Source organism: Streptomyces sp. TAA486 (assembly GCF_000426165.1).
Genome location: NZ_AUEV01000006.1, coordinates 194,350 through 219,607, shown reverse-complemented (window position 1 = coordinate 219,607; position 25,258 = coordinate 194,350). Strand labels below are relative to the sequence as shown.

The 25,258-nt window shown below is 71.0% G+C and carries 22 protein-coding genes and 1 pseudogene; 9 read left to right on the top strand and 14 right to left on the bottom strand.

The features are described 5' to 3' along the window. Positions 1 to 73: 73 nt before the first annotated feature. Positions 74 to 715 carry a sigma-70 family RNA polymerase sigma factor gene (locus tag I004_RS0109815; protein ID WP_028435338.1) on the bottom strand — a complete coding sequence of 214 codons (642 nt, stop codon included), beginning with the start codon at positions 713 to 715 and terminating at the stop codon, positions 74 to 76. 49 nt (positions 716 to 764) lie between these two features. Between I004_RS0109815 and I004_RS39830 the strand changes: the two genes are divergently transcribed. Beyond that, positions 765 to 1,040 (top strand): zf-HC2 domain-containing protein, encoded by a 276-nt coding sequence (locus I004_RS39830; protein WP_037975632.1) that lies wholly within the window; start codon positions 765 to 767, stop codon positions 1,038 to 1,040. 186 nt (positions 1,041 to 1,226) lie between these two features. On the opposite strand, the gene I004_RS0109805 is transcribed toward I004_RS39830, so the two are convergent. The 4 genes from I004_RS0109805 to I004_RS0109790 all read right to left on the bottom strand — a co-directional run bounded on the left by I004_RS0109805 (position 1,227) and on the right by I004_RS0109790 (position 4,685). Then, a complete protein-coding gene (locus I004_RS0109805) occupies positions 1,227 to 1,865 on the bottom strand; it encodes a hypothetical protein (RefSeq protein ID WP_051344890.1) in 639 nt (212 codons plus the stop codon). A gap of 219 nt (positions 1,866 to 2,084) precedes the next feature. After that, positions 2,085 to 2,753, bottom strand: a complete 669-nt coding sequence (locus I004_RS0109800) for a DUF5134 domain-containing protein (protein WP_028435336.1) — start codon at positions 2,751 to 2,753, stop codon at positions 2,085 to 2,087. Then, positions 2,750 to 4,168, bottom strand: a complete 1,419-nt coding sequence (locus I004_RS0109795; RefSeq protein ID WP_028435335.1) for a PepSY-associated TM helix domain-containing protein — start codon at positions 4,166 to 4,168, stop codon at positions 2,750 to 2,752. Before I004_RS0109795 ends, I004_RS0109800 begins: the two co-directional genes overlap by 4 nt. A gap of 301 nt (positions 4,169 to 4,469) precedes the next feature. Beyond that, on the bottom strand, positions 4,470 to 4,685 hold the full coding sequence (locus tag I004_RS0109790; RefSeq protein WP_028435334.1) for a hypothetical protein: 216 nt from the start codon (positions 4,683 to 4,685) through the stop codon (positions 4,470 to 4,472). A gap of 293 nt (positions 4,686 to 4,978) precedes the next feature. On the opposite strand from I004_RS0109790, the gene I004_RS0109785 reads away from it, so the two are divergent. Beyond that, positions 4,979 to 5,656 carry a class I SAM-dependent methyltransferase gene (locus I004_RS0109785; RefSeq protein WP_028435333.1) on the top strand — a complete coding sequence of 226 codons (678 nt, stop codon included), beginning with the start codon at positions 4,979 to 4,981 and terminating at the stop codon, positions 5,654 to 5,656. 38 nt (positions 5,657 to 5,694) lie between these two features. After that, positions 5,695 to 5,868 (top strand): annotated as a pseudogene (locus I004_RS0109780) (GNAT family N-acetyltransferase); the annotation flags it as partial. 28 nt (positions 5,869 to 5,896) lie between these two features. Here I004_RS0109780 and I004_RS0109775 read toward each other — a convergent pair. From I004_RS0109775 to I004_RS33190, 3 genes are all read right to left on the bottom strand, one after another. Beyond that, positions 5,897 to 6,460 (bottom strand): DinB family protein, encoded by a 564-nt coding sequence (locus I004_RS0109775; protein WP_078510978.1) that lies wholly within the window; start codon positions 6,458 to 6,460, stop codon positions 5,897 to 5,899. Positions 6,461 to 6,578: 118 nt separating this feature from the next. Then, entirely contained in the window at positions 6,579 to 8,222 is a 1,644-nt protein-coding gene (gene serA, locus I004_RS0109770; RefSeq protein WP_051344889.1) for a phosphoglycerate dehydrogenase, read from the bottom strand. Between the two features lie 246 nt (positions 8,223 to 8,468). After that, on the bottom strand, positions 8,469 to 11,009 hold the full coding sequence (locus I004_RS33190) for a glycoside hydrolase family 3 C-terminal domain-containing protein (RefSeq protein WP_051344888.1): 2,541 nt from the start codon (positions 11,007 to 11,009) through the stop codon (positions 8,469 to 8,471). 229 nt (positions 11,010 to 11,238) lie between these two features. Between I004_RS33190 and I004_RS0109760 the strand changes: the two genes are divergently transcribed. Further along, positions 11,239 to 12,255, top strand: a complete 1,017-nt coding sequence (locus tag I004_RS0109760) for a GlxA family transcriptional regulator (RefSeq protein ID WP_028435329.1) — start codon at positions 11,239 to 11,241, stop codon at positions 12,253 to 12,255. Between the two features lie 103 nt (positions 12,256 to 12,358). Then, positions 12,359 to 12,985: a DJ-1/PfpI family protein gene (locus tag I004_RS0109755; protein ID WP_028435328.1), complete on the top strand. Its 627-nt coding sequence runs from the start codon at positions 12,359 to 12,361 to the stop codon at positions 12,983 to 12,985. A 24-nt stretch (positions 12,986 to 13,009) separates the two neighbouring features. Here the strand turns inward: I004_RS0109755 and I004_RS0109750 are convergent, their stop codons facing one another. The 6 genes from I004_RS0109750 to I004_RS0109725 form a co-directional block, all read right to left on the bottom strand. Next, positions 13,010 to 13,633 carry a histidine phosphatase family protein gene (locus I004_RS0109750; RefSeq protein ID WP_028435327.1) on the bottom strand — a complete coding sequence of 208 codons (624 nt, stop codon included), beginning with the start codon at positions 13,631 to 13,633 and terminating at the stop codon, positions 13,010 to 13,012. Positions 13,634 to 13,762: 129 nt separating this feature from the next. Beyond that, entirely contained in the window at positions 13,763 to 14,761 is a 999-nt protein-coding gene (ilvC, locus tag I004_RS0109745; RefSeq protein WP_028435326.1) for a ketol-acid reductoisomerase, read from the bottom strand. 156 nt (positions 14,762 to 14,917) lie between these two features. Next, positions 14,918 to 15,442, bottom strand: coding sequence for an acetolactate synthase small subunit (ilvN, locus tag I004_RS0109740; RefSeq protein WP_028435325.1), 525 nt, complete (start codon positions 15,440 to 15,442; stop codon positions 14,918 to 14,920). A gap of 48 nt (positions 15,443 to 15,490) precedes the next feature. After that, the gene (locus I004_RS0109735; protein ID WP_028435324.1) at positions 15,491 to 17,359 is read right to left on the bottom strand and encodes an acetolactate synthase large subunit; all 1,869 of its coding nucleotides are present in this window, start codon (positions 17,357 to 17,359) and stop codon (positions 15,491 to 15,493) included. 237 nt (positions 17,360 to 17,596) lie between these two features. After that, the gene (locus I004_RS33185; protein WP_051344916.1) at positions 17,597 to 20,761 is read right to left on the bottom strand and encodes a diguanylate cyclase domain-containing protein; all 3,165 of its coding nucleotides are present in this window, start codon (positions 20,759 to 20,761) and stop codon (positions 17,597 to 17,599) included. A 538-nt stretch (positions 20,762 to 21,299) separates the two neighbouring features. Beyond that, positions 21,300 to 22,289: a 2-hydroxyacid dehydrogenase gene (locus I004_RS0109725; RefSeq protein ID WP_051344887.1), complete on the bottom strand. Its 990-nt coding sequence runs from the start codon at positions 22,287 to 22,289 to the stop codon at positions 21,300 to 21,302. A gap of 129 nt (positions 22,290 to 22,418) precedes the next feature. Between I004_RS0109725 and I004_RS0109720 the strand changes: the two genes are divergently transcribed. The 4 genes from I004_RS0109720 (at position 22,419) to I004_RS33180 (ending at position 25,236) form a co-directional block, all read left to right on the top strand. Further along, positions 22,419 to 23,429, top strand: coding sequence for an aldo/keto reductase (locus I004_RS0109720; protein WP_028435322.1), 1,011 nt, complete (start codon positions 22,419 to 22,421; stop codon positions 23,427 to 23,429). Between the two features lie 134 nt (positions 23,430 to 23,563). Next, entirely contained in the window at positions 23,564 to 24,727 is a 1,164-nt protein-coding gene (locus tag I004_RS0109715; protein WP_486579882.1) for a PQQ-dependent sugar dehydrogenase, read from the top strand. 36 nt (positions 24,728 to 24,763) lie between these two features. Beyond that, on the top strand, positions 24,764 to 24,991 hold the full coding sequence (locus tag I004_RS0109710) for a DUF6191 domain-containing protein (RefSeq protein ID WP_028435320.1): 228 nt from the start codon (positions 24,764 to 24,766) through the stop codon (positions 24,989 to 24,991). Then, positions 24,991 to 25,236 carry a DUF6191 domain-containing protein gene (locus I004_RS33180; protein WP_037975630.1) on the top strand — a complete coding sequence of 82 codons (246 nt, stop codon included), beginning with the start codon at positions 24,991 to 24,993 and terminating at the stop codon, positions 25,234 to 25,236. The genes I004_RS0109710 and I004_RS33180 overlap by 1 nt, the downstream gene beginning before the upstream one ends. The last annotated feature ends 22 nt before the right edge of the window (positions 25,237 to 25,258 follow it).

The following is a 25,258-nucleotide window of genomic DNA, read 5'->3' as shown; positions in this document are numbered from 1 at the left end:
CGGATCCACGGCCTGGAGAGCAGAGGCGGCGGCCCCTGAGCGCATCACGCGTTCAAGGGCCGCCGCCTTCCCGTCAAGCGGCCGATCCCGCCAGGGCAACCTGACGGTCACTCGGTTCCGCGTACTCGCGGGCGCGGGTCGTGGCGGTGTCATCGCCCGCCGGGAGGTCCTGCTCCGCCTCGTCCAGCAAGGCGATCAGGCTTTCGCGCGCCCGGGCGACCCGGGAGCGCACCGTTCCCAACGGGCAGCCGATCACCGCTGCCGCCTGGGCGTAGGACAGTCCGAGGAGCTGGGTGAGGACGAACGCCTCGCGTCGCTGACCATCGATCACGGCCAGCAGTTCGCTCAGCGCCACTCCCTCCTCGAACCCCGGCAGACCGCGCGGCTGCGCCTTCTCCAGCGCCGCCTCCCAGTCGTCCGATCCCGTGAGCCGGGGCCGGCACGAGCTGGCGCGGATACGGTCGGCCACCGCTCGCCGGGCGATGGTGAGCAACCACGTGCGGGCCGAGGACCTGCCCTCGAACCCCGGCAGACTCCGCAGCGCGCGGAGATAGGTCTCCTGGACCAGATCGTCCGCCGCCTGTGCGTCGCCGCTGAGGTGCGTCACGAACCGGCGCACATCGAGCTGCGTGGCCCGGACGAACTGGTGCGCGGCCTCTTCGTCTCCGGCGCGGGCGGCCAACGCCCATGCCGTCGCTTCCGTGTCGTCAGCCATCGTGAGGCTCCCCACTCCACCGCCGGTGCGGATCGGGGAGGATGAAGGCATGCTCTGCTCCCGTGCCCGCACCGCGCTCTCCGCCCGGCTCGACGAGGAGGATCTGCCTCCAGGCGTCACCGAGCGGCGGTTGCAGGAGCACCTCGCGGGATGCGCCGACTGCCGTGCGTGGGAGGCCAAGGCGCTCCGTCTGCACGGTGCCGTCGCCGACGAGGTCGCGGGCGGCGCAGATTCCGTAGGGCAGGCTCCCGATCCGGGCTCGCCCGGAGAGAGCTCCGACGATCCCGCTCCTGCTTCGGGGAGTTCGGGCCGACAGGCCTGCTGAGCCGATGGGTTTCGGCGTTGTGTCCGGCGGGGCGCCGGGTTGTCCGGGCGCCCGCGTACGCGCAGGGGTCATCATCTGAGGTCCTTCGAGTGATCCGGCTGCCGGCGTGCGGCGAGCCGGTGAACGGTCCCGGTGCGCCGGTACCCACTTGGGGGGCGCCGGCAGGGGCTTTCGGCCGTGCTGTCGTCAGACAGCCAGGCCAGCCGGCGGACCTCTCAGCCAGATGACGTGGCTCAGGAACAGTTGCAGCGGCGCACGCTCGTGTCCCCACCGCTCGGGACGCAGTATGGGAAGGAGGGCCGGCAGGGACGGAGCGGGAGCGAGGACGAGCGGCGCGAACAGCCTCGCGGACGCCGCCCGCAGAAGCCGGAAGACGGCCCGTTCGCCGCCCCACATCCACCAGGCGCTGAGCAGCGCCACAAGGAGGTGGGCGGCGAGCATTCCCGCGGAGTCGGCATGTCCGCCGTGGAGCGCGCCCGAGGCGTCCGCCCCGGACCCTTCGGCTCCCGCCGGCGCATGTCCCGTCATCCCCTGATGCATCTGCGTGCCGTGAGCGTGACCGGACATCGACCCGCCCGTTCCGTGGGATGCGGCATGTCCGGCCGGATGATCGGCACCGTGGCCGGCGCCGGACGGAGCGGCTGCCGGAGGCGTCATGGCCTGGCCCAGCGAGAACGCCTGGTGCAGGAAGATCTGCGTGACAACCGTCAGAGCGCCGACCAGCAGCGGACCGCGCTCCCGACCGGTCAGGAACCAGGCGACGCCTGCGGTACCGGCCCAGCCGACGGCGAGCATCCAGCCGGGCACCGCCTGGCCGGACGTCATCGCATGCCCCAAAGCCGCAAACATCACGCAGACAGCCGCGAACACTCCGGCGCGCAGCACTCTGAGGACGCTTCCCGCTTGCATGGTCCGCTCATCGTCGCACCTGGTCAGCGGGCCGAGAACGGGAGGCCGAAAACCGCTCACTTCCGGACAGGAACTGTGAGCCCGATGCGTGACGACGTGGCGGGGCCGGGACCCCTCACATCCCGCCCCGCCACGTCAGCCGAGGAGTACGAACATGACGGCCATCAGCAGCGCCATCGTGCCGTGGCACAGAAGATCCCCGGGTACTTGCTGCGCCCCGCCGACCTGTGCCGGACCTTCCGGGCCGGGCGCTGTCGTGCGTGCCGCGTCGAACCCCCGGGCCAGCCACCACAGGGCAAGGGCCAGGAAGGCTGCGGCCAGGATCCAGGCCACGGTCTGCTGGGTCGGGCCGCGCAACGACATCGCTGCCAATTCGGTCGGCGCCGCGGCGTGATGGCCACCCGCCGCTCCGTGCCCCATGGCACCGGATGCCTGGTGGGCACCGCCCATCGAGTTGTTCATCGCGTGGAGCATCCAGGCCATCCCTGCCATGACCGCGGTGTGCGGCAACGCGGCAAGAACCTTCTGAGAACGGGAGGGGCCGGTGCTCTTCTGCCCCGCTGCGGCGGCCGCCACCGGGTACCAGAGCGCCGCGGCGCCGAAGAAGACCACCTGTGGGATGGCTGGTACGTCCATGCCCGACGGCCAGCACATCACGGCCATGGCCACCGCCATGGTGGCGTGCAGCAGGTGCGAGAGACCGGCGGCGGGCCGAGGAGACCGGACAGCCCGCCACAGTGCGTAGAGCGCCAGCAGCGCCAGTGCGGCGGTGAGTATCCAGCGCAGGCCGGGCGCGGCGATCACACGCCCACCTCCTTCGGCTGACGGTTCCGGCGCACCCTGCCCGCCAGCAGATCCAGGACCATGAACAGCAGAAGGGGGATGCCGAACCACGGGAGCCAGTAGGCAGCCAGCGCCGTCACGACGGCGGCCGGAGCCAGTACCCGACCGGGGATGCGGCGCCAGGCCCCTCGCGCGGGAGCCCGTCCGGGCCGTTGCAGCCGTCCGCTGCCGGATCCTCGCGTCGGCCTTCGCAGCCACCACATCCGGTATCCCCAGAGGATCATCGCGATCAGCGCGAGGGCCAGCAGCGCCAGCACGATCTGGTTGATCAGGCCGAACAGCAGGCCCATGTGTGCGTCGACGCCCCAGCGGGACAGCTTCGCCAGCAGGGGGTAGCCGTCGAAGCGGAGGGTCGCGGTGATCTCGCCGGAGTCCGGCGCGACCGCGACGGAGTCCTGCCGTTCGGGCCAGGAGCGCGTGTTCTCCTTCACGACATATCCGCTGCCGCTGTCAGCAGGGGGCGTGATGTCCAGAACGCCGCCGAGTCCTGCCTCCCGCGCCGCACTGACAGCACCGTCGAAGCCGATGTCCCGGCCGTCCGCCTTCCCGGGGTCCTCAGCGTGCGGAGCGGTGGCCGCGACCTCCGGCGTGGGGCTGTTCAACTGCTCCCGCAGCTGCGTGATGTTGGCCCCCGCGTACGCGGACCAGGTCAGACCCGTCGCAGCCAGACCCAGCAGGCCGGCGGCCGCCCACAGCCCGACCGCGCCGTGCCAGGACCTCACCCGCCGCCGCCCGGCAGGTGCCGACTGCTCCGGCAGCAGGGTGCGGCGCAGCCTCCGGCGTGAACGGCGCATCCCGATCCACAGCACCAGCCCGCCACCGACCTCGACCCACAGCCAACTCGCCGCGATCTCGCTGTAGTTCCGGCCGAACTCGCCCAGGTGGAGATTGCGGTGCAGATCGTCGAACCAGGCGCGGACCGGGAGCCACTGCCCGAAGGTCTCCAGCGTGCCGAGCACCGAGTGGTCGTAGGGATCGACGAAGGCAGTCCGCGTGTACCCCTCCTTCAGCCCGGGCTCCTCGAAGACGACCCGGGTGCTGTCCTCGGGATCCGGCCCTGTCGTGACCGAAACGAGGGTGCCGTCCGGCACGGCCTTCTTCGCGGCTGCCACCTGAGCCGCCAGCCGATCCGGTTCACCTCGCGGGGTCACCTTCAACTCGTGCTGGTAGAGCGTCCTCTCCAGCTGCGGAGTCGCCGTGTAGAGGAGACCGGTGACAGCCGCGACGAGCAGGAACGGAGCGATGAAGACACCGGCGTAGAAGTGCAGGCGCAGCAGCAGCGCTCGCAACCCCGCCCGCGTACCGGTGGGTCCGGTTGCCGGGGCATCGGAAGGCAGCTCCTCCACCTGCGGCGATGTGGCCGTGCTGGTCACCATGGTGTCCTCTCCCTGCTGCCATCGGTCCCCGAAGGGCGGGGTGCAGGGAGGTAGTCGGACCGAGGGACGAGGGGGTTCCCGTCCGCTCCACACATGGCTGTGTGAAGCACCTCACGTGGCCACTTTCGAGCGAGTCCTGGCGGTCCGGCCACGTCGACGAGCGGCGCCCCGGACAGCACGCGCGTCTCTCCCCGTTCGGCGAGCCTGAGCCCGCCGAACAAGGAGCCTCGTTGCCGGATCGACGACCCGGGCTTCACTGCGGATGCGGGGCCGGTGACGAGGTAGGCCACGCGAGCACGCGCTAACTCATGCCGAGCCCGTCCAGGCGGCCGGCCTTCGCCTCCTCGACAAGCGAGGAGAACTGGTCGGCGCTCATCTGCACCTGCTGCCCGAAGTCGTCGGTGAGCAGCACCCGGCGCTCGACGGGAGCAGAAGAATCCACGAACAACTGCGGACAACCGCAGTTGCATTGACCGCAGAGTGCGACCACCGGCTCCAGACCGTTCACACCCGTCATGTTGATCATCCCTCCAAGACGCCGGGAAACTCTCGTTCCTTCATGGAGTCGGACGGCGGATGCGTGGAGTTCCGCGCCAAGGTGTCCTGATCCGCGAGTAGTTGACTTCCCGACGCCTCGGGCCTGGTCGGATCGCGTTGGAGCGGCCAGCGCTCAGAGAAACCGGTTCCGCCGGGGGAGGAAATCGGAGCCGGAGGCCGACGCGTGGGCAGGTGATGAAGCAACGACAGCTGCGGGCCCCGGGGAGCCGGTCGCCAAGGGGTCGCGCGGCGGAGGAACGGAGGGGGGAAGTCATGTCAGCAGCGGCATATGACCAGATCGCCGAATGGTACGAGCAGGATTTCCTGGGCGGGCAGGATGCCGAGACCTCGGACGGAAACCCCCGCAGCCTGAGCCGCCTGCTCGGGGACCTTCTCGGGACGGGCAGCGGTACGTGCCTGGAGATCGGCTGCGGCACGGGTGTCCACGCTGCCGCACTCCGCGACCTGGGCTGGGCGCCGATCGGCGTGGACCTGTCGCGAGGGATGCTCGACCACGCCCGCAACCGGCTGCCGGTCGCGCAGGCGGACGCCGCGAGGCTGCCGGTCCGCGACAACTCCGTCCCGGCCGCCGTCGCCGTCATGGTGCACACGGACATGCCGCACTATCCGGCGGTGCTGCGCGAAGCAACTCGCGTCCTCCGGCCCGGTGGACTGTTCGTGCACATCGGCGTCCACCCCTGCTTCTGCGGGGCGTTCGCCGACCGCGCGGACCCCGAGGCGATCGTGGTCCGCCCTGGCTATCTCGACGGCGCCTGGACGAAGGCTTCCTGGACCGACCAGGGCGTACGCGACAAGGTCGGGGCCACACACCTTCCGCTGCCGGGTCTCCTCCACGCCTTCCTCGACGCGGGACTGGCACTCGAACGGTTCGCCGAGCACGGCGCCCCCACCCCGATCGTCATGGCCCTGACGGCACGCAAGCACGGTTGATCTCCCACACGCCGGCGGCGAGCCACCCCGGTCCGCCCGGGCGGGGCGTCTACCGGGCGCTTGTCACCGAGCGCGCCCGGATCGCGGCCGCGCGCCGCGTGCCGTATCTGCAGGTCGACGCCTCGGACGACACTCTGCCGATCCTGCGCCGGCTGGGCTTCCGCGCCGTGACGACCGTGACGCCGTATGTGTGGACGCTCACCCCCGGCTGACGACCGGATCAGGCTCCCGTGGTACCGGTCAGGCTCCCGTGGTGCCGTCGATGGCCTCGCGGAGGAAGTCGGCATGCCCGTTGTGGCGTGCGTATTCGTGGATGAGGTGCAGCATCACCAGCCGCAGCGAGACCTCCTTGCCCCAACGGGCCTGGTAGCCGGTGACGTCCAGGGACTCCGCCTCCTTCTCGATGCGGCGCGCGTGCCCGACCTCCGCCTGCCAGGCGTCGAACGCATCGGCCCATGTGGACCGGCTGGCGTCGTAGGCCACCTGGAAGTCGCCGTCGTCGGACCACACCAGCGGGATGTCCTCGCCGTTCATGGCCCGCCGGAACCAGGCGCGTTCGACCTCCGCCATGTGCCGCACCAGGCCGAGCAGCGAGAGAGTTGACGGCGGTGACGAGGCGAGCCGCAGCTGTTCGTCGCTCAGCCCCGCGCATTTCATGGCAAGGGTCTCGCGGTGGAATTCGAGGAAGGCCCGCAGGGTCTCGCGCTCTCCCCCGGTCAGTGGGGGCTCGGTCCGTTCGGCCCCCTCGGCCCTGGCGGGCCTGGGGGGACCCCCACCCTCGGCCCTGGGTGTAGCCCCAGTCATGTCCTGTGCCCTGCCTTTCGGTTGTGTACGGTCCGTCCCGCAGCCCCCTGAACAGGCGTGCGCCCGGGCCGTGTCCTCACGGCCCGGGCGCGCCCCGGTGTGCTGTCCCGCTCCCGGGTCAGTCGGAGAGATCGACGCTTCGCGCGGACGTCGCCCCGATCTCGCCCTTGATCTCGGCGAGTACGGGAGCCGGGATGTTGTCGTCGACGGTCAGCGCCACCAGCGCCTCGCCGCCCGCGGTGGCGCGGCCGACCTGCATGCCGGCGATGTTGATGCCGGCCTCACCGAGGATCCGGCCGACGGTGCCGACCATGCCGGGACGGTCGGTGTACCGGAAGAAGGCCAGGTGCTCGGCCAGCGGCAGGTCCACGTCGTGCTCGCCGACGGCGACGATCTTCTGCAGGTGCTTGGGCCCGGTCAGCGTGCCGGAGACCGAGACCTCCTCGCCGCTGCTGAGGGTGCCCCGCACCGTCACCATGTTGCGGTGATCCGCGGACTCGCTGGAGGTCGTCAGCCGCACCTCGACGCCGCGCTCCTGCGCGAAGAGCGGCGCGTTGACGTAGCTGACCGTGTCGTCGACGACGTCCTCGAAGACGCCCTTGAGCGCGGAGAGTTCGAGCACCTTCACATCGTGCTGCGTGATCTCGCCGTACACCTCCACATCCAGCCGCACGGCGACCTCTCCCGCGAGCGCGGTGAAGATCCGGCCGAGGCCCTCGGCCAGCGGCAGCGCGGGCCGGACGTCCTCGGCGATGACTCCGCCCTGGACGTTGACGGCGTCGGGAACGAGCTCGCCCGCCAGCGCCAGACGCACCGACTTGGCGACCGCGATGCCCGCCTTCTCCTGCGCCTCGCCAGTGGAGGCACCCAGGTGCGGCGTGCACACGACCTGGTCGAACTCGAAGAGCGGCGAGTCGGTGCAGGGCTCGCTGGCGTAGACGTCCAGACCCGCACCGGCGACGCGGCCCTCCTTGAGCGCGGAGGCCAGCGCCGCCTCGTCGACGATTCCGCCGCGGGCGGCGTTGACGACGCGGACGCTCGGCTTGACCTTGTGCAGTGCGTCGTCGCCGATCAGACCCAGCGTCTCGGGCGTCTTGGGCAGGTGGACGGTGATGAAGTCCGAGACCTCCAGCAGCTCGTCCAGGGAGAGCAGCTTGACGCCCATCTGCGCGGCCCGCGCGGGCTGCACGAACGGGTCGTAGGCGACGACCTTCATCCCGAACGCCGACATCCGTTGCGCCACGAGCACGCCGATGCGGCCGAGACCGACGACGCCGAGGGTCTTCTCGCTCAGCTCCACGCCGGTGTACTTGCTGCGCTTCCACTCGCCGTTCTTCAGCGCCGTGTTGGCCTGCGGGATGTTGCGGGCACTGGCGATCAGCAGACCGCAGGCGAGTTCGGCGGCGGTGACGATGTTGGAGGTGGGTGCGTTCACCACCATCACGCCGGCCTTGGTTGCGGCCGGGACGTCGACATTGTCCAGCCCGACGCCCGCGCGGGCGACGACCTTGAGTTTCCGTGCGGCCGCCACCGCCTCGGCGTCGACCTTCGTCGCGGAGCGGACGAGGATCGCGTCCACGTCGGCGATGGCGGTGAGGAGTTCGTCCCGGTCGGCGCCGTTGCAGTTCCGGATCTCGAAGTCCGGGCCCAGGGCGTCGACGGTGGCGGGCGAGAGCTCTTCGGCGATCAGTACTACGGGCTTGCTCACGTGGTCTCCAGTTCGGGGGTACCTCCCAGGCCGGAGGCCCAGGGGGAGGGTCATCCTCGCTGCGAGCAGCGGCGGGGAACTACGGCCGCGTCCCGGCGACCGTAGTCGGTGGAGGGGGTCGTCCCCGCGGGCGGCGGCGCAGGGCAGACGCACGACGCTGTGAGCCTGTGGCGCGCTCGGCTTGCCCGTGCAGTGTAGCTACGTGGATGCGGTGCGGGCTGCCCCTCCCCGTAAACGACCGACCACGGACCGGCATCCCTGCCGGTCCGGGTCCTCAGTGCCCGGCGCCGGTCCGGGTCCTCAGTGCCCGGGGTGGGCGTCCGTGCCGGCGGACACGGCGGCCTCGCCTCGCACGTCACGGCTGGAGTGCGCCGCCAGGAGGCGGTACTCCCCTGCCGGGGTGTGCCAGGAGTGCGTGTCCTCGTCCCACACTTCGAAGGCGCGCGGCTCGACGGCGACGGTGGCCCGTACGGTCTCACCGGGACCCGCCGCGACGACGGTGAAGCCGGCGAGCCAGCGCAGCGGCCGGTGCGGATGCCCCTCCCCGCTCGGGGGCTCCACATAGACCTGCACGACCTCACGGGAGGGGCGCCGGCCGGTGTTGCGCACGGGCACCGTCACCTCCACCGGCTGCCCTTCGCGCCAGTGCCCGGCGGACGGCTCGCCGTAGGACCAGTCCGAGTAGCCCAGCCCGTAGCCGAAGTCACGCGCGGGCCGGCGCCCGAGGCGGTCCCAGCCACGGTGGCCCACGTCGAGGTCCTCGGTGTAGTCGATCACGCCGTCGATGGGGATGCCGTCCGGAACGGGCACGTCGCCCGCGTCGGCGGGAAGCGTCCAGGGCAGACGCCCGGACGGTTCGCACACGCCGGTCAGTACATCGGCGAGGGAGCCCCCCGCCTCTTGTCCGGGCAGCCACCACCACAGCACCGCCGGGACGTCGTCGAGCCAGGGCAGCAGAACCGGCGCGCCCGCGTTGACGACGACGACCGTACGGGGATTTGCCTCGGCGACGCGGCGCACCAACTCGTGCTGGCGGCCCGGGAGTCCGAGGTCGGCACGGTCCCAGCCCTCGGACTCCGACTCGGGGTTGGTGCCCACGACCACGACCGCTGCGTCCGCCTCGCGGGCCGCTCGTACGGCCTCCGCGATCTCCTCGCCCGTGCCGGGCTCCGGCGGCAGATGGCGCAGCTCCAGGCGCGCGAAGCGGCCGAACCCGGTGACCTCGACGACCTGCACCGTCGCTGAGACCGTCACCTCCAGGGCCTGGTCTCCCACGGTGACGCGGCGCACGCGGCCCTCCGGATGTCCGGCGGAGGCGTCGAGCAGGACCTCCTCGGCGACCCTGTGGGTGCTCTCGCTGAGCAGCTCCCCGTCGATCTCGATGCGGTGCGCGCCGACGGGGGCGATCTCCAGCAGATGCTCGCCGGGCTCGTCGAGCCGCAGCCTCGCTTCGGCCCGTACGGACACCGCTCCCTCGGGCAGCGCGCGCAGCGCACCGTCCCAGGGCGCGGGACGGGTCAGGGCCGACAGCTCCCGTCCGTCGGCGTCGTGCACGCTCAGCTCGACGCCGTCGCCCTGCAGGACGGCCGCGTCGGCGAGCGGCGCGTGGCGCATCGTGCGGCCGCCGCGGTGGGCGGTGACCACGGCCGACGGGAACGCCGCTCGCAAGGCGTCCAGCGGGGCGCTCACGTAGGGCGGGGTGACGCTCGCGCTGCCGCCGCCCTGGACGAACGGGGCGAGGGCGTTGGCCCCGATCAGCGCTATCCGGGAGGTGTCCCGCGGCAGGGGAAGCAGATCGTCCTCGTTGCGCAGGACGACGGTGGCGCGGGCGGCGGTCCGCCGCAGCAAGGACGCGGTGGCGAGCTGGTGACCGGAGGCCTCCTCCTGCGGGGCCGGGCCGCCGCCGTCCGGGTCCTGGCCGTCCGCCTCCGAGGGATCCGACAGGGCACCCACGCGGGCCGCGAGACGGAGGATGCGGCGCACCTTGTCGTCGATGTCCTCCTCGGGCACCTCACCGGCGCGCACGGCGTCGAGCAGGCCGTCGGCCCAGGGGCCGCCGGGGCCGGGCATCACCAGGTCGAGACCGTTGCGGGCGGAGTCGGCGGTGCTCTTCGTCGCGAGCCAGTCGCTGACCACGACGCCGTCGAACTCCCATTCTTCCTTGAGCAGTTCGCGCAGCAGCCTCCGGTGCTCGGTGGCCGGCGCCTCCTCACCCCAGGCGAGCCCGTTGTAGGCGGCCATGACCATCCATACCCCGGCGTCCTTGACGACCCGCTCGAACGGCGCCAGATACACCTCGCGCAGCGCGCGGACACTCAACCGCGAGGTGTAAAGCGTGCGTTGGGTCTCCGAGTCGTTGGCGACGAAGTGCTTGATGCACGCACCCACGCCCTCCTGCTGGAGCGCGGCGACGTACGGGACGGCCATGCGCCCGCTGAGCAGCGGATCCTCCGAGAAGCACTCGAAATGGCGTCCCGCCAGCGGCGTCCGCTGAAGGTTGACCACCGGCGCCAGGACCACGTCCGCGCTCTTCGCGCGCGCCTCCCCGGCCATCAGTGCGCCCAACTCCCCTGCCAGCGACTCGTCCCAGGTGGCGGCGAGAGCAGAGGGCGCGGGCATCTGCGCCGACGTCGTGGGCGCGAGCCCCCTGCCGCGCACACCGATCGGTCCGTCCGAGACGGTGAGTGCCCGAAGCCCGGCCGAAGGAAGCGGATACAGCATCCAGTTGGTCTCACCGGTGAGCACCCGCACGCGTTCCTCGAGGCTCAACCCGGCGACCAGCGCGTCGAGTCGGTCATCGGTCGGCTGCCAGGACGGAGCGGGCCGGCCAGCGACGGTCATGAGCTTCTCCCGGAGGACGTCGTAGGGGTATCCCCGGACCCGCCAGGGTCCAGGGGAAGGCGCCGAGGCCGCCTCACCCCAGGCATGCTCCCCAGGCACGGCCGTCCGAACCGCGACTAAGGCCGTGCCGCTCGTACGCGCGTACGGCAGCTCGATGGCAGCTGCCATGGCAGAAAAGGTGGGATCTTTGTCATTGCTGACATCGCGAGCGCCCTGAAGAATCGAGTCCATGACCAGGCACCCCCGAAGACGCGGCGGAGACGTGCTGATCGTCGTCTTCGACGGCGTGCAGAGCCTCGACGTGACGGGCCCTTTCGAGGTCTTCGCGGGCGCCTGCCTGTCCGCCGGCGACCCTGACGCGTACCGCCTGCGCACGGCCTCGCTCGACGGCGGACCTGTCCGCACCTTCAGCGGCCTCACCCTCGTCCCTGACCTCGCGCTCACCGACGCACCCGCACCGGACACGCTCCTGGTGCCGGGCGGTCAGGGCACCCGTGCGCCCGACCCTCGTCTGATCGACTGGCTCCGCGCACACGGGCCGTCCGCCCGGCGGCTCGTCTCCGTCTGCACCGGCGCGATGCTGCTCGCCGAGGCGGGGCTGCTGCGCGGCCGCCGGGCGACGACCCACTGGGCGTACAGCCACACGCTCGCCCGCCTCCACCCCGACACCGAGGTCGACCCGGGCCCCATCTACATACGCGACGGGAACGTCTCGACGTCCGCCGGCGTGACGGCGGGCATCGACCTCGCGCTCTCCCTCGTCGAGGAGGATCTGGGCCGCGACGTCGCACTCGACGTCGCGCGCCACCTGGTGGTCTTCCTCCACCGTCCGGGAAACCAGGCGCAGTTCAGCACCCAGCTCTCCGCACAGACCGCACAGCGCGAGCCACTGCGCGAAGTCCAGCAGTGGATCAGTGAGCACACGGACGGCGATCTCTCCGTCGCGTCACTCGCCGAACGCGCCCGCCTCTCGCCGCGGCACTTCGCCCGAGCCTTTCTCGCCGAGACCGGCGTGACGCCCGGCCGCTACGTGGACCGCGTACGCCTGGAACAGGCCCGCAGGCTGCTGGAGGAGAGCAACGACAGCGTCGCGGAGATAGCGCGCGCCTGCGGATACGGCACTCCGGAGGCGCTGCGCCGGGCCTTCGTGAGGGTGCTGGGGTCGGCACCCGCCGAATACCGGCGCCGCTTCCGGCCTCCATCAGGCGGTGCACGCCGCGAACAACTCGCCGTCGACGAAACCTGACCGACGCCCGAACGGGCCCTGTCTCACGGCTCGTTCCGGGTCTCGCGCACGTTCCGGCCGCCCCGGGACTCCGACCGATGAACCCGTCTCCGGAAGGGAAGTCATGCAGATCGCGATTCTCCTCTACGACAACTGCACCGTCCTCGACGCCGTGGGCCCCTATCAGACGCTCGGCCCGCTGCCGGACGCCGAGACCGTCTTCGTCGCCGAACAGGCAGGTCCCGTACTGGACGACAACCGGAGCCTCTCGCTGGTGGCCGCGAAGTCCCTGTCCGAAGTCACCCGGCCGGACATCGTGATCGTCCCCGGCGGCCCCGAACCGGATCTGGGCAACGAGACGGTGCTCGACTGGCTGCGGGCGGTCGACGCGACCTCCACATGGACGGTCTCCGTGTGCACCGGCTCGCTGCTGCTCGCGGCCGCGGGACTGCTGGACGGTCGGCGGGCCACGTCCCACTGGACGACACTGGAGCGGCTGAGGGAATTCGGAGCCGAGCCGTCGCGTGAACGCGTGGTGTTCGACGGCAAGTACGTCACAGCCGCCGGAGTGTCCGCCGGCATCGACATGGGGCTCACACTCGCGGGCAAGATCGCGGGCGACGAACACGCGCAGGCCGTACAGCTGATGATCGAGTACGACCCGCAGCCGCCGTACGACGCCGGCTCCCCGGACAAGGCGCCGGCGGCGCTGGTGGAGCTCATCAGCGGGGTACCGGCCCCCGGGCGCTGAGGCCCGCGTTCCGGCCCCCGAACCTCAGACGTCGATCTCACGCGGCTGGCCCGTGCCACGGAGCTGCGGTGGGAGGTGGCCCGTGTCGTTGAAGTGGAGCAGCGAGGCGGGACGTCCGGGCGCGTACCGGATGACGGTCAGGGCCGCGTTGGCGTGGTTGAGGCCCATCCAGCGCCACTTCGGTGCGTCGAGGGCGTCCCGTACGAGCCAGCCGATGAGGAAGGTGTGGGTGACGACCAGCTCGTGGCGGGGTTCGTCGCCCTCGGCCGGGCCGGTGAACGCCGCGAGCGCCTGCCGTGCCTGCTCGGGGCCGGCCTCGCGCTCGTCCGCCGGGATCTGCTCCAGCCGTCCGAGCAGGAAGCCGGCCGATTCCGGAGGGAGTTCGTCCCGCTCGGGCACGTGTGGAACGTAGTCCCCGGCCGCTTCCGAAGCTTCCATGGGCACGCCGTCGAGCTGGTCGCGGATCAGCCCCGCTGTCTGCGCGGCTCGCGCGAGCGGTCCATGACGGATGACGGCGAGGGGACTTCGCCGAAGCCGCTCACCGAGCAGTACGGCCTGACGACGCCCCCTTTCCGTCAGCGCGCGCTCATCCGACGAAGCTTCGCCATGACGCGCGAGGTAGAGGTGACGGACAGCGGATCGGGCCATCGATATGCAGTCCTCCCGTGAGCGACCAGGCACATGCGTCCGGTCCGTACCCCCACCGGACTGCGGGGGTACGGACCGGACAGGCGCACGGCCGCGCAGGCCTGCCTGGCCGGGCGCGGCGAGGCGTGCTTACGCCTCCTCGTCGACCCAGCTCATCAGCCCGCGCAGCTTGCGGCCCGTGCTCTCCAGAAGGTGGTCGTTGGCGGCCTTCTTGTACTCGTTGTACTTGGGCAGGCCCGCGTTGTACTCCTGCATCCACTTGTTGGCGAAGGTGCCGTCCTGGATGTCGTCGAGAAGCTTGCGCATCTCGGCCTTGACCTGGTCGTTGATGATGCGCGGACCGCTGACGTAGTCGCCCCACTCGGCGGTCTCGGAGACCGACCAGCGCATCTTCTCCAGGCCGCCCTCGTACATGAGGTCCACGATCAGCTTCAGCTCGTGGAGGCACTCGAAGTAGGCGATCTCCGGCTGGTAACCGGCCTCGACCAGCGTCTCGAAGCCCGCCTTGACCAGTGCCGACGTACCGCCGCACAGCACGGCCTGCTCGCCGAAGAGGTCCGTCTCGGTCTCCTCGGTGAAGGTCGTCTTGATGACGCCGGCGCGGGTGCCGCCGATCCCCTTGGAGTAGGAGAGTGCGAGCTGGAACGCCCGCCCCGTCGCGTCCTGTTCGACGGCGACGATGCAGGGAACGCCCCGGCCCTCCTCGAACTGGCGGCGTACCAGGTGGCCCGGGCCCTTCGGCGCGACCATGCACACGTCGATGTTGGACGGGGGCTTGATGAAGTCGTAGCGGATGTTGAGTCCGTGGCCGAAGAAGATGGCGTCGCCGTCCTTGAGGTTCGGGGCGACGGACTCCTGGTAGACCTTGGCCTGGATCGGGTCCGGGACCAGGATCATGATCACGTCGGCCTCGGCGGAGGCCTCCGCGGGCGTGGTGACCTTCAGGCCCTGCTCCTCGGCCTTCGCGCGGGACTTGGAGCCCTCGTGCAGGCCCACCCGCACGTCGACCCCGGAGTCGCGCAGGGACAGCGCGTGGGCGTGGCCCTGGCTGCCGAAGCCGAGAACCGCCACCTTGCGGCCCTGGATGATGGACAGGTCGGCGTCGTCGTCGTAGAACAGCTCGGCCACTTGGGAATTCTCCTCTTTCGGGGTCCGGGGACTCCCCCGGGGTGGTTCTGAAGGGGTTTTCGAAGGGGACGCGCCGCCCAACCTACGACGGCCGGGCGACTCGCACGGTGAGGGGTCACCGACCGGTGCCGGGTGCGCCCTGAGCGGGCGCACACCCTACGCGGACCGGTCAAGCGCGCGCAGGCTCCGGTCTGTGATGGAGCGGGCGCCGCGCCCGACGGCGATGGTCCCTGACTGCACCAGCTCCTTGATGCCGTACGGCTCCAGCATCTTGAGCATGGCGTCGAGCTTGTCGCTGCTGCCGGTGGCTTCGATGGTGACGGCCTCCGGCGAAACATCCACGGTCTTGGCGCGGAAGAGCGACACGATCTCGATGATCTGGGAGCGGGCCTCGTTGTCCGCACGGACCTTCACCAGAACGAGTTCACGCTGGACGGCCGAGGCCGGGTCCAGCTCAACGATCTTGAGAACGTTGACGAGTTTGTTGAGCTGCTTGGTGACCTGCTCCAGCGGAAGGTCCTCCACGTTCACGACGATCGTGATGCGGGAGATCTCGGGATGCTCGGTCACGCCGACGGCGAGCGAGTCGATGTTGAAGCCGCGGCGGGAGAACAGCGAGGCGATCCTGGCGAGGATGCCTGGGGTGTTCTCCACCAGGACGGAGAGCGTGTGCTTGGACATCTGTCTTTCCTTCTTCTCAAGCTTCCTTGAGTCCTTGGGCTTCCGTGCTCACTCTTCGCTGTCGCCGAAGTCGGGACGGACGCCACGCGCCGCCATGACCTCGTCGTTGGACGTGCCGGCGGCCACCATCGGCCAGACCATCGCGTCCTCGTGGACGATGAAGTCGACGACGACGGGGCGGTCGTTGACGGCGTTGGCCTTCTCGATCACCGAGTCCAGCTCGTCGGGGTCCTCGCAGCGGATGCCGACGCAGCCCATTGCCTCGGCCAGCTTCACGAAGTCGGGGCAGCGCGTGCCCTTGTTGGGCTGCTGCACGTCCTCCGCGCCGGAGCCGGTGTGCAGCTTCGTGTTGGAGTAGCGCTGGTTGTAGAAGAGCGTCTGCCACTGGCGCACCATGCCCAGCGCGCCGTTGTTGATGATCGCGACCTTGATGGGCACGCCGTTGAGCGCGGCCGTGGCCAGCTCCTGGTTCGTCATCTGGAAGCAGCCGTCGCCGTCGATCGCCCACACGGTGCTCTGCGGCCTGCCGACCTTCGCACCCAGGGCGGCCGGGACGGCGTAGCCCATGGTGCCCAGACCGCCGGAATTGAGCCAGGTCGCGGGCCGCTCGTAGCCGATGTAGTGGGCGGCCCACATCTGGTGCTGGCCGACCCCTGCCGCGTAGACGGTGTCGTCCGGGGCCAGTTCGCCGATGCGCTCGATGACCTGCTGCGGGGAGAGGCTGCCGTCGTCGGGCAGGTCGTACCCGAGCGGGTACGTCTCCCGCCAGCGGTCGAGCTGCTTCCACCAGTCCGCGTATCCGGCCGCGGCGGCGCTGCCGGCGGGCGCCTCGCCAAGCTCGGCCTGCACCGCCACCACCAGGTCGGCGATCACCTCGCGGGCGTCACCCACGATCGGCACGTCGGCGGCGCGGTTCTTGCCGATCTCGGCGGGGTCGATGTCGGCGTGCACGATCTTCGCCAGCGGCGCGAAGGAGTCGAGCTTGCCGGTGACCCGGTCGTCGAAGCGTGCGCCGAGCGCGACGATCAGGTCCGCCTTCTGCAGCGATGTGACGGCCGCCACACTGCCGTGCATGCCGGGCATGCCCAGGTGCTGCGGGTGGCTGTCGGGGAAGGAGCCCAGAGCCATCAGCGTGGTGGTCACCGGGGCCTTGGTCAGCTCGGCGAGGACCTTCAGCTCTCCGGTCGCCTGGGCCTTCATGACGCCGCCGCCCACGTACAGCACGGGCCGACGGGCCTCCGCGATCAGCTTCGCCGCCTCGCGGATCTGCTTCGCGTGCGGCTTGGTCACCGGGCGGTAGCCGGGCAGGTCGCAGGTGGGCGGCCAGTTGAAGAACGTGCGGCCCTGAAGGGCGTCCTTGGCGATGTCGACCACGACCGGGCCGGGGCGGCCGGTCGAGGCGATGTGGAAGGCCTCGGCGATGGTGCGCGGGATGTCGTCCGGATCGGTGACCAGGAAGTTGTGCTTGGTGACGGGCATCGAAATGCCGCAGATGTCCGCTTCCTGGAAGGCGTCCGTCCCGATCGCACCCGAAGCGACCTGACCGGTGATGGCGACCAGCGGCACCGAGTCCATGTGCGCGTCGGCGAGGGGGGTTACCAGGTTGGTCGCGCCGGGGCCCGAGGTGGCCATGCAGACACCGACCTTGCCGGTGGCCTGGGCGTAACCGGTGGCCGCGTGCCCAGCGCCCTGCTCGTGCCGCACCAGGACGTGGCGCACGCGGGCGGAGTCCATCATCGGGTCGTACGCCGGAAGAATCGCCCCACCCGGAATGCCGAATACGGTGTCGGCGCCGACCTCCTCGAGAGCACGAATGAGGGACTGGGCGCCCGTCATCGCGGCCGGCGCGGCCTTCTGCTGTCCGACGGTGCGGGCCCGCGGCTGGGGTTTCGGGGCCGCGGTTGACTGCTCGGTCATCGGTGATCTCTTCTCGAGAGTGAGGTTGACGCTCGTTTTGTGCGGTTGATGCTCGGAGGCGGAGCTTGCGCTCCGGGTCTGATGCAACAAAAAACCCCTCGTGCCGTGAGGCAAGCGAGGGGAGCGCGCCGCTGTGGTCGCAGGTCAGGAAATGAGGACCCGGTCAGTCGACGCGCTTTCCAAGTACGAGAATTCGGGTGCGCATGGCACAGACCCTCCCCCGGCTCACTTTCCGTGTCAAGTGGGTGGGACGCGCGTCTCAGCATGCGGGCACGGTGCGGGGGGACGTGTGACCGGTTCCACTTCCTCCCGCATGTCCCCCGAGACGAGCCACGGAGGCATGTTCTCCCGCCGCTCCTGCAACCGTACGGGCAGGGCTCCGGCGACCACGACGGAGCGGCCGCCGCCACGACTGGAGGAGGTGCGCCCGCTCCTGCTGCCCGTCGGCGCGCCCGCCGCGCCCGGCGGGCTCCCGCACGCGGGAACCCCGCGCGCGGGCGTGCGGTCCTCGGGCAGGGGCAGTACGCCCCGGGACAGAGCGTGACGTAACCGGTGCTCGTCCAGCGGCCCGGCGAAGACCGCGCCCTGGCCGTGGGTGCAGCCCATCTCCCGCAGCTTGGCTGCCTGTTCGGGAAGGTCGACGCCCTCGGCGACCGACATCAGACCGAGGTCGCCCGCGATGCGCAGCAGCCCCTTGGTGATCTTGCGTTGCCGCGTGGAGTCGACGACGCCCTCGACGAGGTCGCGTTCGAGTCTCACGATGTCCACGGGCAGCCGCCGCAGTGCCGATACCGCCAGCGGGCCGCTGCCGAACCCGTCCAGGGCGACGAGCGCGCCGAGCCGGCGCAGCGCGCTCAGCCTCGACTCCAGCTCGTCCAGGGGGACGCGGGCGTCGGCGCCCGTCAGCTCCAGGATGAGCGACCCCGGCGGCAGCTCCTGGCGGCCCAGCACGTCCTCGACCGTGAGGCCGCGCCGGGCCGGCTCCGTGAGACATGCCACGGGCAGTCGTACGGATACGGGCACCGGGAAGCCCGCGCCGTGCCGCGCCACCGTCTGCTTCACGGCCTCTTCCAGCAGGGTGTGGCCCGTCTCGGCCGCTGCACCCGCCAGGACCGGGTCACACGGCACATGGGCACCGTTCGCGTCGCCGACGGACTCGGCTCCGTCACCGCCTCCCGCGCGGAGGAACTCGGCCGGCGTGAACAGAACCCCTTGGGCGGAACGCCTGCGCGGATGTGCCGTGACCGCCGTGATCCTGCCCCCGGCCAGTTCGACGACGGGCTGGTGCAGCAGCGTGAACTCACTGCCTCGCTGCGGCACCGCAACCGGAGCCGACGTCCTCGGTGCCTCGTCGGCTCCCTGGCCCTCGCGCACGGCAACGGTTGTACGGTCCGTGCCGTCGGGCGAGACGGTCGCCTGCGTGCCCGCCGCCTCGTCCTGCGTCCGCGGCGTGTACAGCTCGACCCTCGCCTTGCCCGCCTGCTTGGCCCGGTACATCGCGAGGTCCGCATTGCGCATCAGCGTGGTGGGAGTGATGCCGGGCTGCGCGAAGGCGATACCGATCGACGCGGCGACGCAGACCTCACGGCCCTCCACGTCGTAGGGCTCGGAGAGGGTCATCCGCAGACGGTCGGCGATCTCGTGGATGCGCAGTTCCCGTTCGCCATCGGCATGCGTGCTGGGGTTGCCGTCGCCGAGGATGAGCACCGCGAACTCGTCGCCGCCGAGACGGGCCGCCGTGTCGCCCGCCCTGACCGACTCCTGGAGCCTGCGGGCGGCCGCCACGAGCAGCTCGTCCCCGCCCTGGTGGCCGATGCTGTCGTTGACCGCCTTGAAGCCGTCGAGGTCGATGAAGAGCACGGCGTGCTCACTGTCACCTCCGCGGCGGCCGACCAGCGCCTTGCGCACGCGCTCCGTGAACAGCGCCCGGTTGGGCAGGTCGGTGAGCGGGTCGTGGGACGCGTTGTGCTGCAACTGCGCCTGAAGACGCACTCGTTCGGTCACGTCGCGGCTGTTGAAGATGAGGCCGCTGCGGTAGCGGTTGACCGTCGACTCGACGTTGAGCCAGTGCCCGCGGCCGTGCCGGAAGCGGCACTCGATCCGCGTCGAGGGCTCCTGATCGGGCGGCGTCGCCAGGAAGCGGCGCAGCTCGTGCAGCACCCGCGCGAGGTCCTCGGGGTGGATCAGCGCGGCGAGTTCGGAACCGATGAGGGCGTCGCCGTCGCGCCCGTAGACGCCTGCCGCCGCGGGGGAGACGTAGCGCAGCATCCCCGTGGGCGAAGCGATCATGATGACGTCGCTTGACCCCTGGACCAGCGAGCGGAAGTGGTTCTCCTTCTGGGCCAGTTCCTGGGTGAGGCTGATGTTGTCGAGCAGCATGATGCCCTGCCGCACGACGAGGGAGAGCACGACCGTGCAGGCGGTGAAGAGCACAACGCGGTCGATCTCGCGCCCCGCGACGGCGTTGTAGAGAATCCCCAGCGTGCAGACGGCGGCGGCCAGGTACGGGGTGAGCGCCGTCAGCGAGCCCGCGATCGGGCGGCTCGGGCTGTCCCCGTGCAGGGCGGTCTCCCGATCGGCGACCGGTGCGGCTGCCCCGGCAGCGGCAGCCTTCGGGGCCGGGCCGCGCCGAGCGGACTCCCGCTCGCCCTTGACCCACGGCGCGTACGCGAGCAGCAGCGAGCCCGCGAACCAGCCGGCGTCGAGCAACTGCCCCGACGTGTAGTGCTCGCGGAGCAGCGGCGACGTGAACAGCGCATCGCACAGCACGGTCAGCGCGAGGGCGCCGATGGCCGTGTTGATCGCCGAACGGTGCGCAGCGGACCGCCTGAAGTGCAGCGCCAGCACCATGCTCACCAGCACGATGTCGAGCAGCGGGTAGGCGAGACTGAGCGCGGCACGCGCCACCGAGTCGCCCTCCCAGTACGCCGTGTGGACGAGCGCGAGGGACCAGGAGATCGTGAGCAGCGAACCGCCGATGAGCCACGAGTCGAGCCCCAGGCAGACCCAACCGGCCCGCGTGACGGGCCTCTTGGCCAGCACGAGCAGGCCGATGATGGCGAACGGGGCGAAGAGAAGGAAGCAGAAGTCGGCGGCCGAGGGACGGGGCACCGGCTGGTGCAGCACGACCTCGTACCATCCCCACACCGCGTTGCCCGCCGCCGCCATGATCGACGAGAGGCCGAACAGCAGCCATGCGGGGCCCAGTTGAGTGTCCCGGTGAGCACGGGCATACCGCACGCACGAGGCGGCGGCGAGCAGTCCGGCGGCGCTCAGCCCGAAGTCGCCCATGATGAGTGAGACCTGCCCGGATCCCCAGCCGATGGCCGCACCGATCGCATAGCCGCCGCAGAGGACGACGAGCAGGAACTGGGGCAGCACACCCAGCGCCCGCGCACGCATCGGCGGGCCGGGCTCGCGGGGCGTCGCCGCGTCACGCGGTGTTCCTGCTGGCCTTCCGCCGCCGGAGAGCTCACCGGTGTGCGGTGTGAGCGCCGGTCCGGCGCTCGGCGCGAATGCCGGCGCACCGGCCGGGGCCCGCACGATGCCCTGGCGCGTGGCGGCGCCCCCGGCGGTCATCGGGTCCCCGTGTGGAACGGAGGCTTCTCGTACCTCCGGGCCGCGCGGACGCGGCACAGGCACGCGGGCACGCCCGCCCTCCGCCCTTGTTGCGGGACCGGCCGACGGCGGCGTGTTCGTGGTGTATGACGCTTCGTCCACCGGCAGTTCGTCCATTGACCGCGCATTCGCCCGTCGCCCCCCTCGTGTCCGGGTTCGCCCCCTCTTGGACGATACACCAGAACAGTCACGGAGGGACATAGTGCCGATACAGAACGTGACGACCAGGCACGTTGTGGATACTGCGAGCGTTCGTACGCCTCCGGAGCGTATTTTCCGGGCCTATTGGGGCGCCCTCGGGACAACTCCGGGCGCCCCGGGATCACTCGGCGACGGCCACCGTGTGCTCCAGCGGCTCGCCCCGCGCCCACCGTCCCAGCTGATCGCGCAACAGCCGCTTGGCGCGCGGCAGGAAGGCCGTCGTGGGACCGCCGACGTGTGGCGTGATGAGCACCCCCGGGGCATGCCAGAGCGGGTGCCCGGCGGGCAGCGGCTCGGGGTCGGTGACGTCGAGCGCCGCGCGCAGCCGGCCCGACTCCACCTCGGCCAGGAGTGACTTGGTGTCCACCACTCCCCCGCGTGCGACGTTGACCAGCAGCGCGCCGTCCTTCATCCGGGAGAGGAACTCGGCGCCCGCCAGGCCCCGGGTCTCCTCCGTCAACGGCGTGCAGAGGATCACCACGTCGGCGTGCGGCAGGAGGGCGGGAAGGCTGTCGAGTGCGTGCACGGGGCCGCGCGGCGCCTCGCGCGCCGTGCGTGCCACGCGAGTCACCTCTCCGACCTCGAAGGGCACGAGCCGCTCCTCGACGGCCGAACCGATCGCTCCGTGGCCCACGATGAGCACGGACTTGTCGGCGAGCGCGTCGTAGACCCCGGGGCTCCACTCCTCGGCGTCCTGCGCCCGTACGAACGTGGGAACCCGGCGGAGCGCCGCCAGCGTCAGCGTGAGCGCCAGCTCGGCGGTCGATGCGTCGTGCACACCGCGGGCGTTGCACAGCAGCGTCCCGGTGGGGAGGTCCGGCACGGCGGCGGCGACATGGTCTATCCCCGCCGTGAGCGTCTGCACCACGCGCAGCCCCGGCATCTCCCGCAGCGGGCGCACGGCAACGGCCTGCCCCTTCATGTACGGGACGACGTAGAAGCAGCAGAGGGCCGGGTCTGCGGGGAAGTCCTCGTCGCCGTCCCAGAAGCGGTACGTGAAGCCGTCGGGGAGTCCTTCGATCTGCGCGGGCGGAATGGGCAGCCAGACGTCTGTGGCGGCTCGCGCCGCCGACGGTGTCCCCGATTCCTGCGGTGCCGGTGAGGGTGCCATGGTCAGAGGCTAGTTGCTGACGGGCACCCGGCCGGAAGAGGTCCGGTACGGGTGACGCACGCGCCCTCGTCGGACGCCGTTGTGAGCAGGCGTTAGTTTTGGGGGCGGTCAGAGGGGAGTCGGTTCCAGGTGGAGCGCAGGACGATCGGTGCGGCAGCACTCGAAGTGGGTGCGATCGGCCTCGGCTGCATGCCGATGAGCTGGGCGTACTCGACCTCCGAGCAGAACGGTGAGGAGTCCGTCCGTACGGTCCACGCCGCGCTCGACCGCGGGATGACGCTGCTGGACACGGCCGACATGTACGGGCCGTTCACGAACGAGTTGCTGATCGGCCGCGTCCTCAAGGAGCGCCGCCACGACGCGTTCGTCTCCACCAAGTGCGGGCTGCTGGTGGGAGAGCAGCACATCGTCGCCAACGGCCGCCCCTCCTACGTGAAACGGGCCTGTGACGCGTCGCTGCGGAGGCTGCAGACGGACTTCATCGATCTCTACCAACTGCACCGCGTCGACCCGGAGGTACCCGTCGAGGAGACCTGGGGCGCCATGTCCGAGCTGGTCGCCGCGGGCAAGGTCCGCGCGCTCGGCTTCTGCGCCGTCGGCGCACGGGCGGACCACAGGAAAAGCAAGACCCCTGGTGCCGCCGGGATACACGCCACGACGATCCGGCAGCTGGAACGGGTGCAGGGCGTCTTCCCCGTCAGCGGCGTACAGGCGGAGCTGGCCGTCTGGTCGCGTGAGGCACTGGAGTCGCTGCTGCCCTGGTGCGTCTCGCACGGGGTGGGCTTCATGGCCGCGATGCCGCTCGGCAACGGCTACTTGAGCGGCACCCTCACCACGGGCGGCGGCTTCGAGGGGGACGACGTACGTGCCCGGCACCCGCGCTTCACCGCCGAGATGATGGCCGCCAACCAGCCCGTCGTGGCGGGTCTGCGCCGGATCGCGGAGCGGCACGACGACGCGACGCCCGCACAGGTGGCGCTCGCGTGGCTGCTGGGGCAGGGCCGGCAGGTGATTCCGCTGCCGGGCACGAAGAAGGAGCGCCTCCTGGCGGAGAACTGCCGGGCGGCGGAACTGGTGCTCACGCCCGCCGACATGGCCGAACTGGGCGCGCTGCCCGCCGCACGCGGCTCCTGGGAGTAGCCCCGGGCTCCTCCCTGTGCGCGTATCCGTACGGGAAGTTCCGCTGTGCCCGCCGTCGTGGTGACGGATGTGGTGTGCTGAGTCCTCCGCTCACACTGTGACCGGAGTACAACCGACACCGGGAGGCGCTGACCGTGCGAAGCCGCTATCTGCCGTCCGTACGAGCCGCCGCGGCGGGGCTCGTCGCCCTGGCGCTGGTGACCACGGGTTGCTCCGACGACTCCGGCGGACCCGCGCCCGAGAAGTCCGAGTCGGGCACGCCCAGCGCGGAGACGGGGCCGAACGCGACGGCTTCGGCGGCGCCCGCGAAGGGCTCGGTGAAGGTGGAGCGCACCATCACCACGCGGCTGAAGTCGCCCTGGGGCCTGGCGCCGCTGCCCGGCGGCGGACTGCTGGTCTCGCAGCGGGACGACGGCAAGATCCTCCGCGTCGACGAACGCAGCGGCAAGAAGACCGCGGTCGGCACGGTGCCGGGGGTGCAGGCGAGCGGCGAGGGCGGCCTGCTCGGCATCGCCGTGCCGCCGGACAGCGCCAAGCTGGTCTACGCGTATCTGACGACGGCGTCCGACAACCGCATCGTCCGCATGGTCTACGACCCGAAGAAGCCCAGCGGCAACCAGCTCGGAGCGCCCGACACGATCCTCAAGGGCATCCCCAAGGGCGAGATCCACAACGGCGGACGCATCGCGTTCGGCCCCGACAAGATGCTCTACGCGGGCACGGGAGAGTCGGGCCAGGGCGGGCTCGCGCAGAACAAGAAGTCCCTGGGCGGCAAGATCCTCCGCATGACGCCCGACGGCGACCCGCCCGGTCAGGGCAACCCCGAGCGCGACTCGTTCTTCTACACCTACGGCCACCGCAACGTGCAGGGCATCGCCTGGGACGCCGACAAGCGGCTGTGGGCGAGCGAGTTCGGCCAGAACACGTGGGACGAGCTGAACCTGATCCGCCCCGGCAGGAACTACGGCTGGCCCGAGGCCGAGGGACGGGCCGGCAAGTCCGGCTTCGTCGACCCGGTCGAGCAGTGGCGCACGGCCGACGCATCCCCCAGCGGCATCGCCATCGTCAAGGGATCCGTGTGGATGGCGGGCCTGCGCGGCGAACGGCTGTGGCGCATCCCGCTGAAGGGCACTGCCCCGGCGGCGGATCCGCAGGCGTTCCTGGAGGGCAAGTACGGGCGGCTGCGTACCGTCGTCGCCGACGGCAGCGGAGGTCTGTGGCTCATGACGAGCGAGACGGACGGACGCGGGAGCCCGGAAAGGCCCGATGACCGTATCCTGAAGCTGAAGGTGAGCTAGGCGGCGCCCAGCGACGGGCGCCGGGCCGGAGGGCCGATGTTCAACCTGATCGAGGAGCTCTTCTCCCCGGGCCGCAGGCACACGGAGGACGAACGCCGGCGGCGGGAGCACACACGGGTCGAAGAGGGCAGCAACGATCCGGGGCAGGGCCCGATCGACCTCAGCTCCGGGCACGTGCTGATCCGCCCGAGGGAACAGCAGGCCACGAAGACGGACACGACGGCGGACGCAGGCACCGAACCGAACGGCGACGGGAGCCGGTGATGGACATCGCGGGCGACATCTTCCTTCCGAGCCAGCAGCACGCTCAGCACGAGCAGCAGCGGCTGGAGCACACGTACGTCGTCGAGGGCACCCACGAGCCGGGCTGCGGCCCCGTGGACCTCGGCTCGGGCAAGATCGTGATCGCGCTGCAGGAACAGCACGCGATCCTGCCCGCGCGGCCGAAGCTCGAAGAGGAGGCCGACGGCGACGACTCCGGCGGTGACGGTCCGCCGGACCTTCTCTGACCCTGCGGCGCACGGCCCTCCC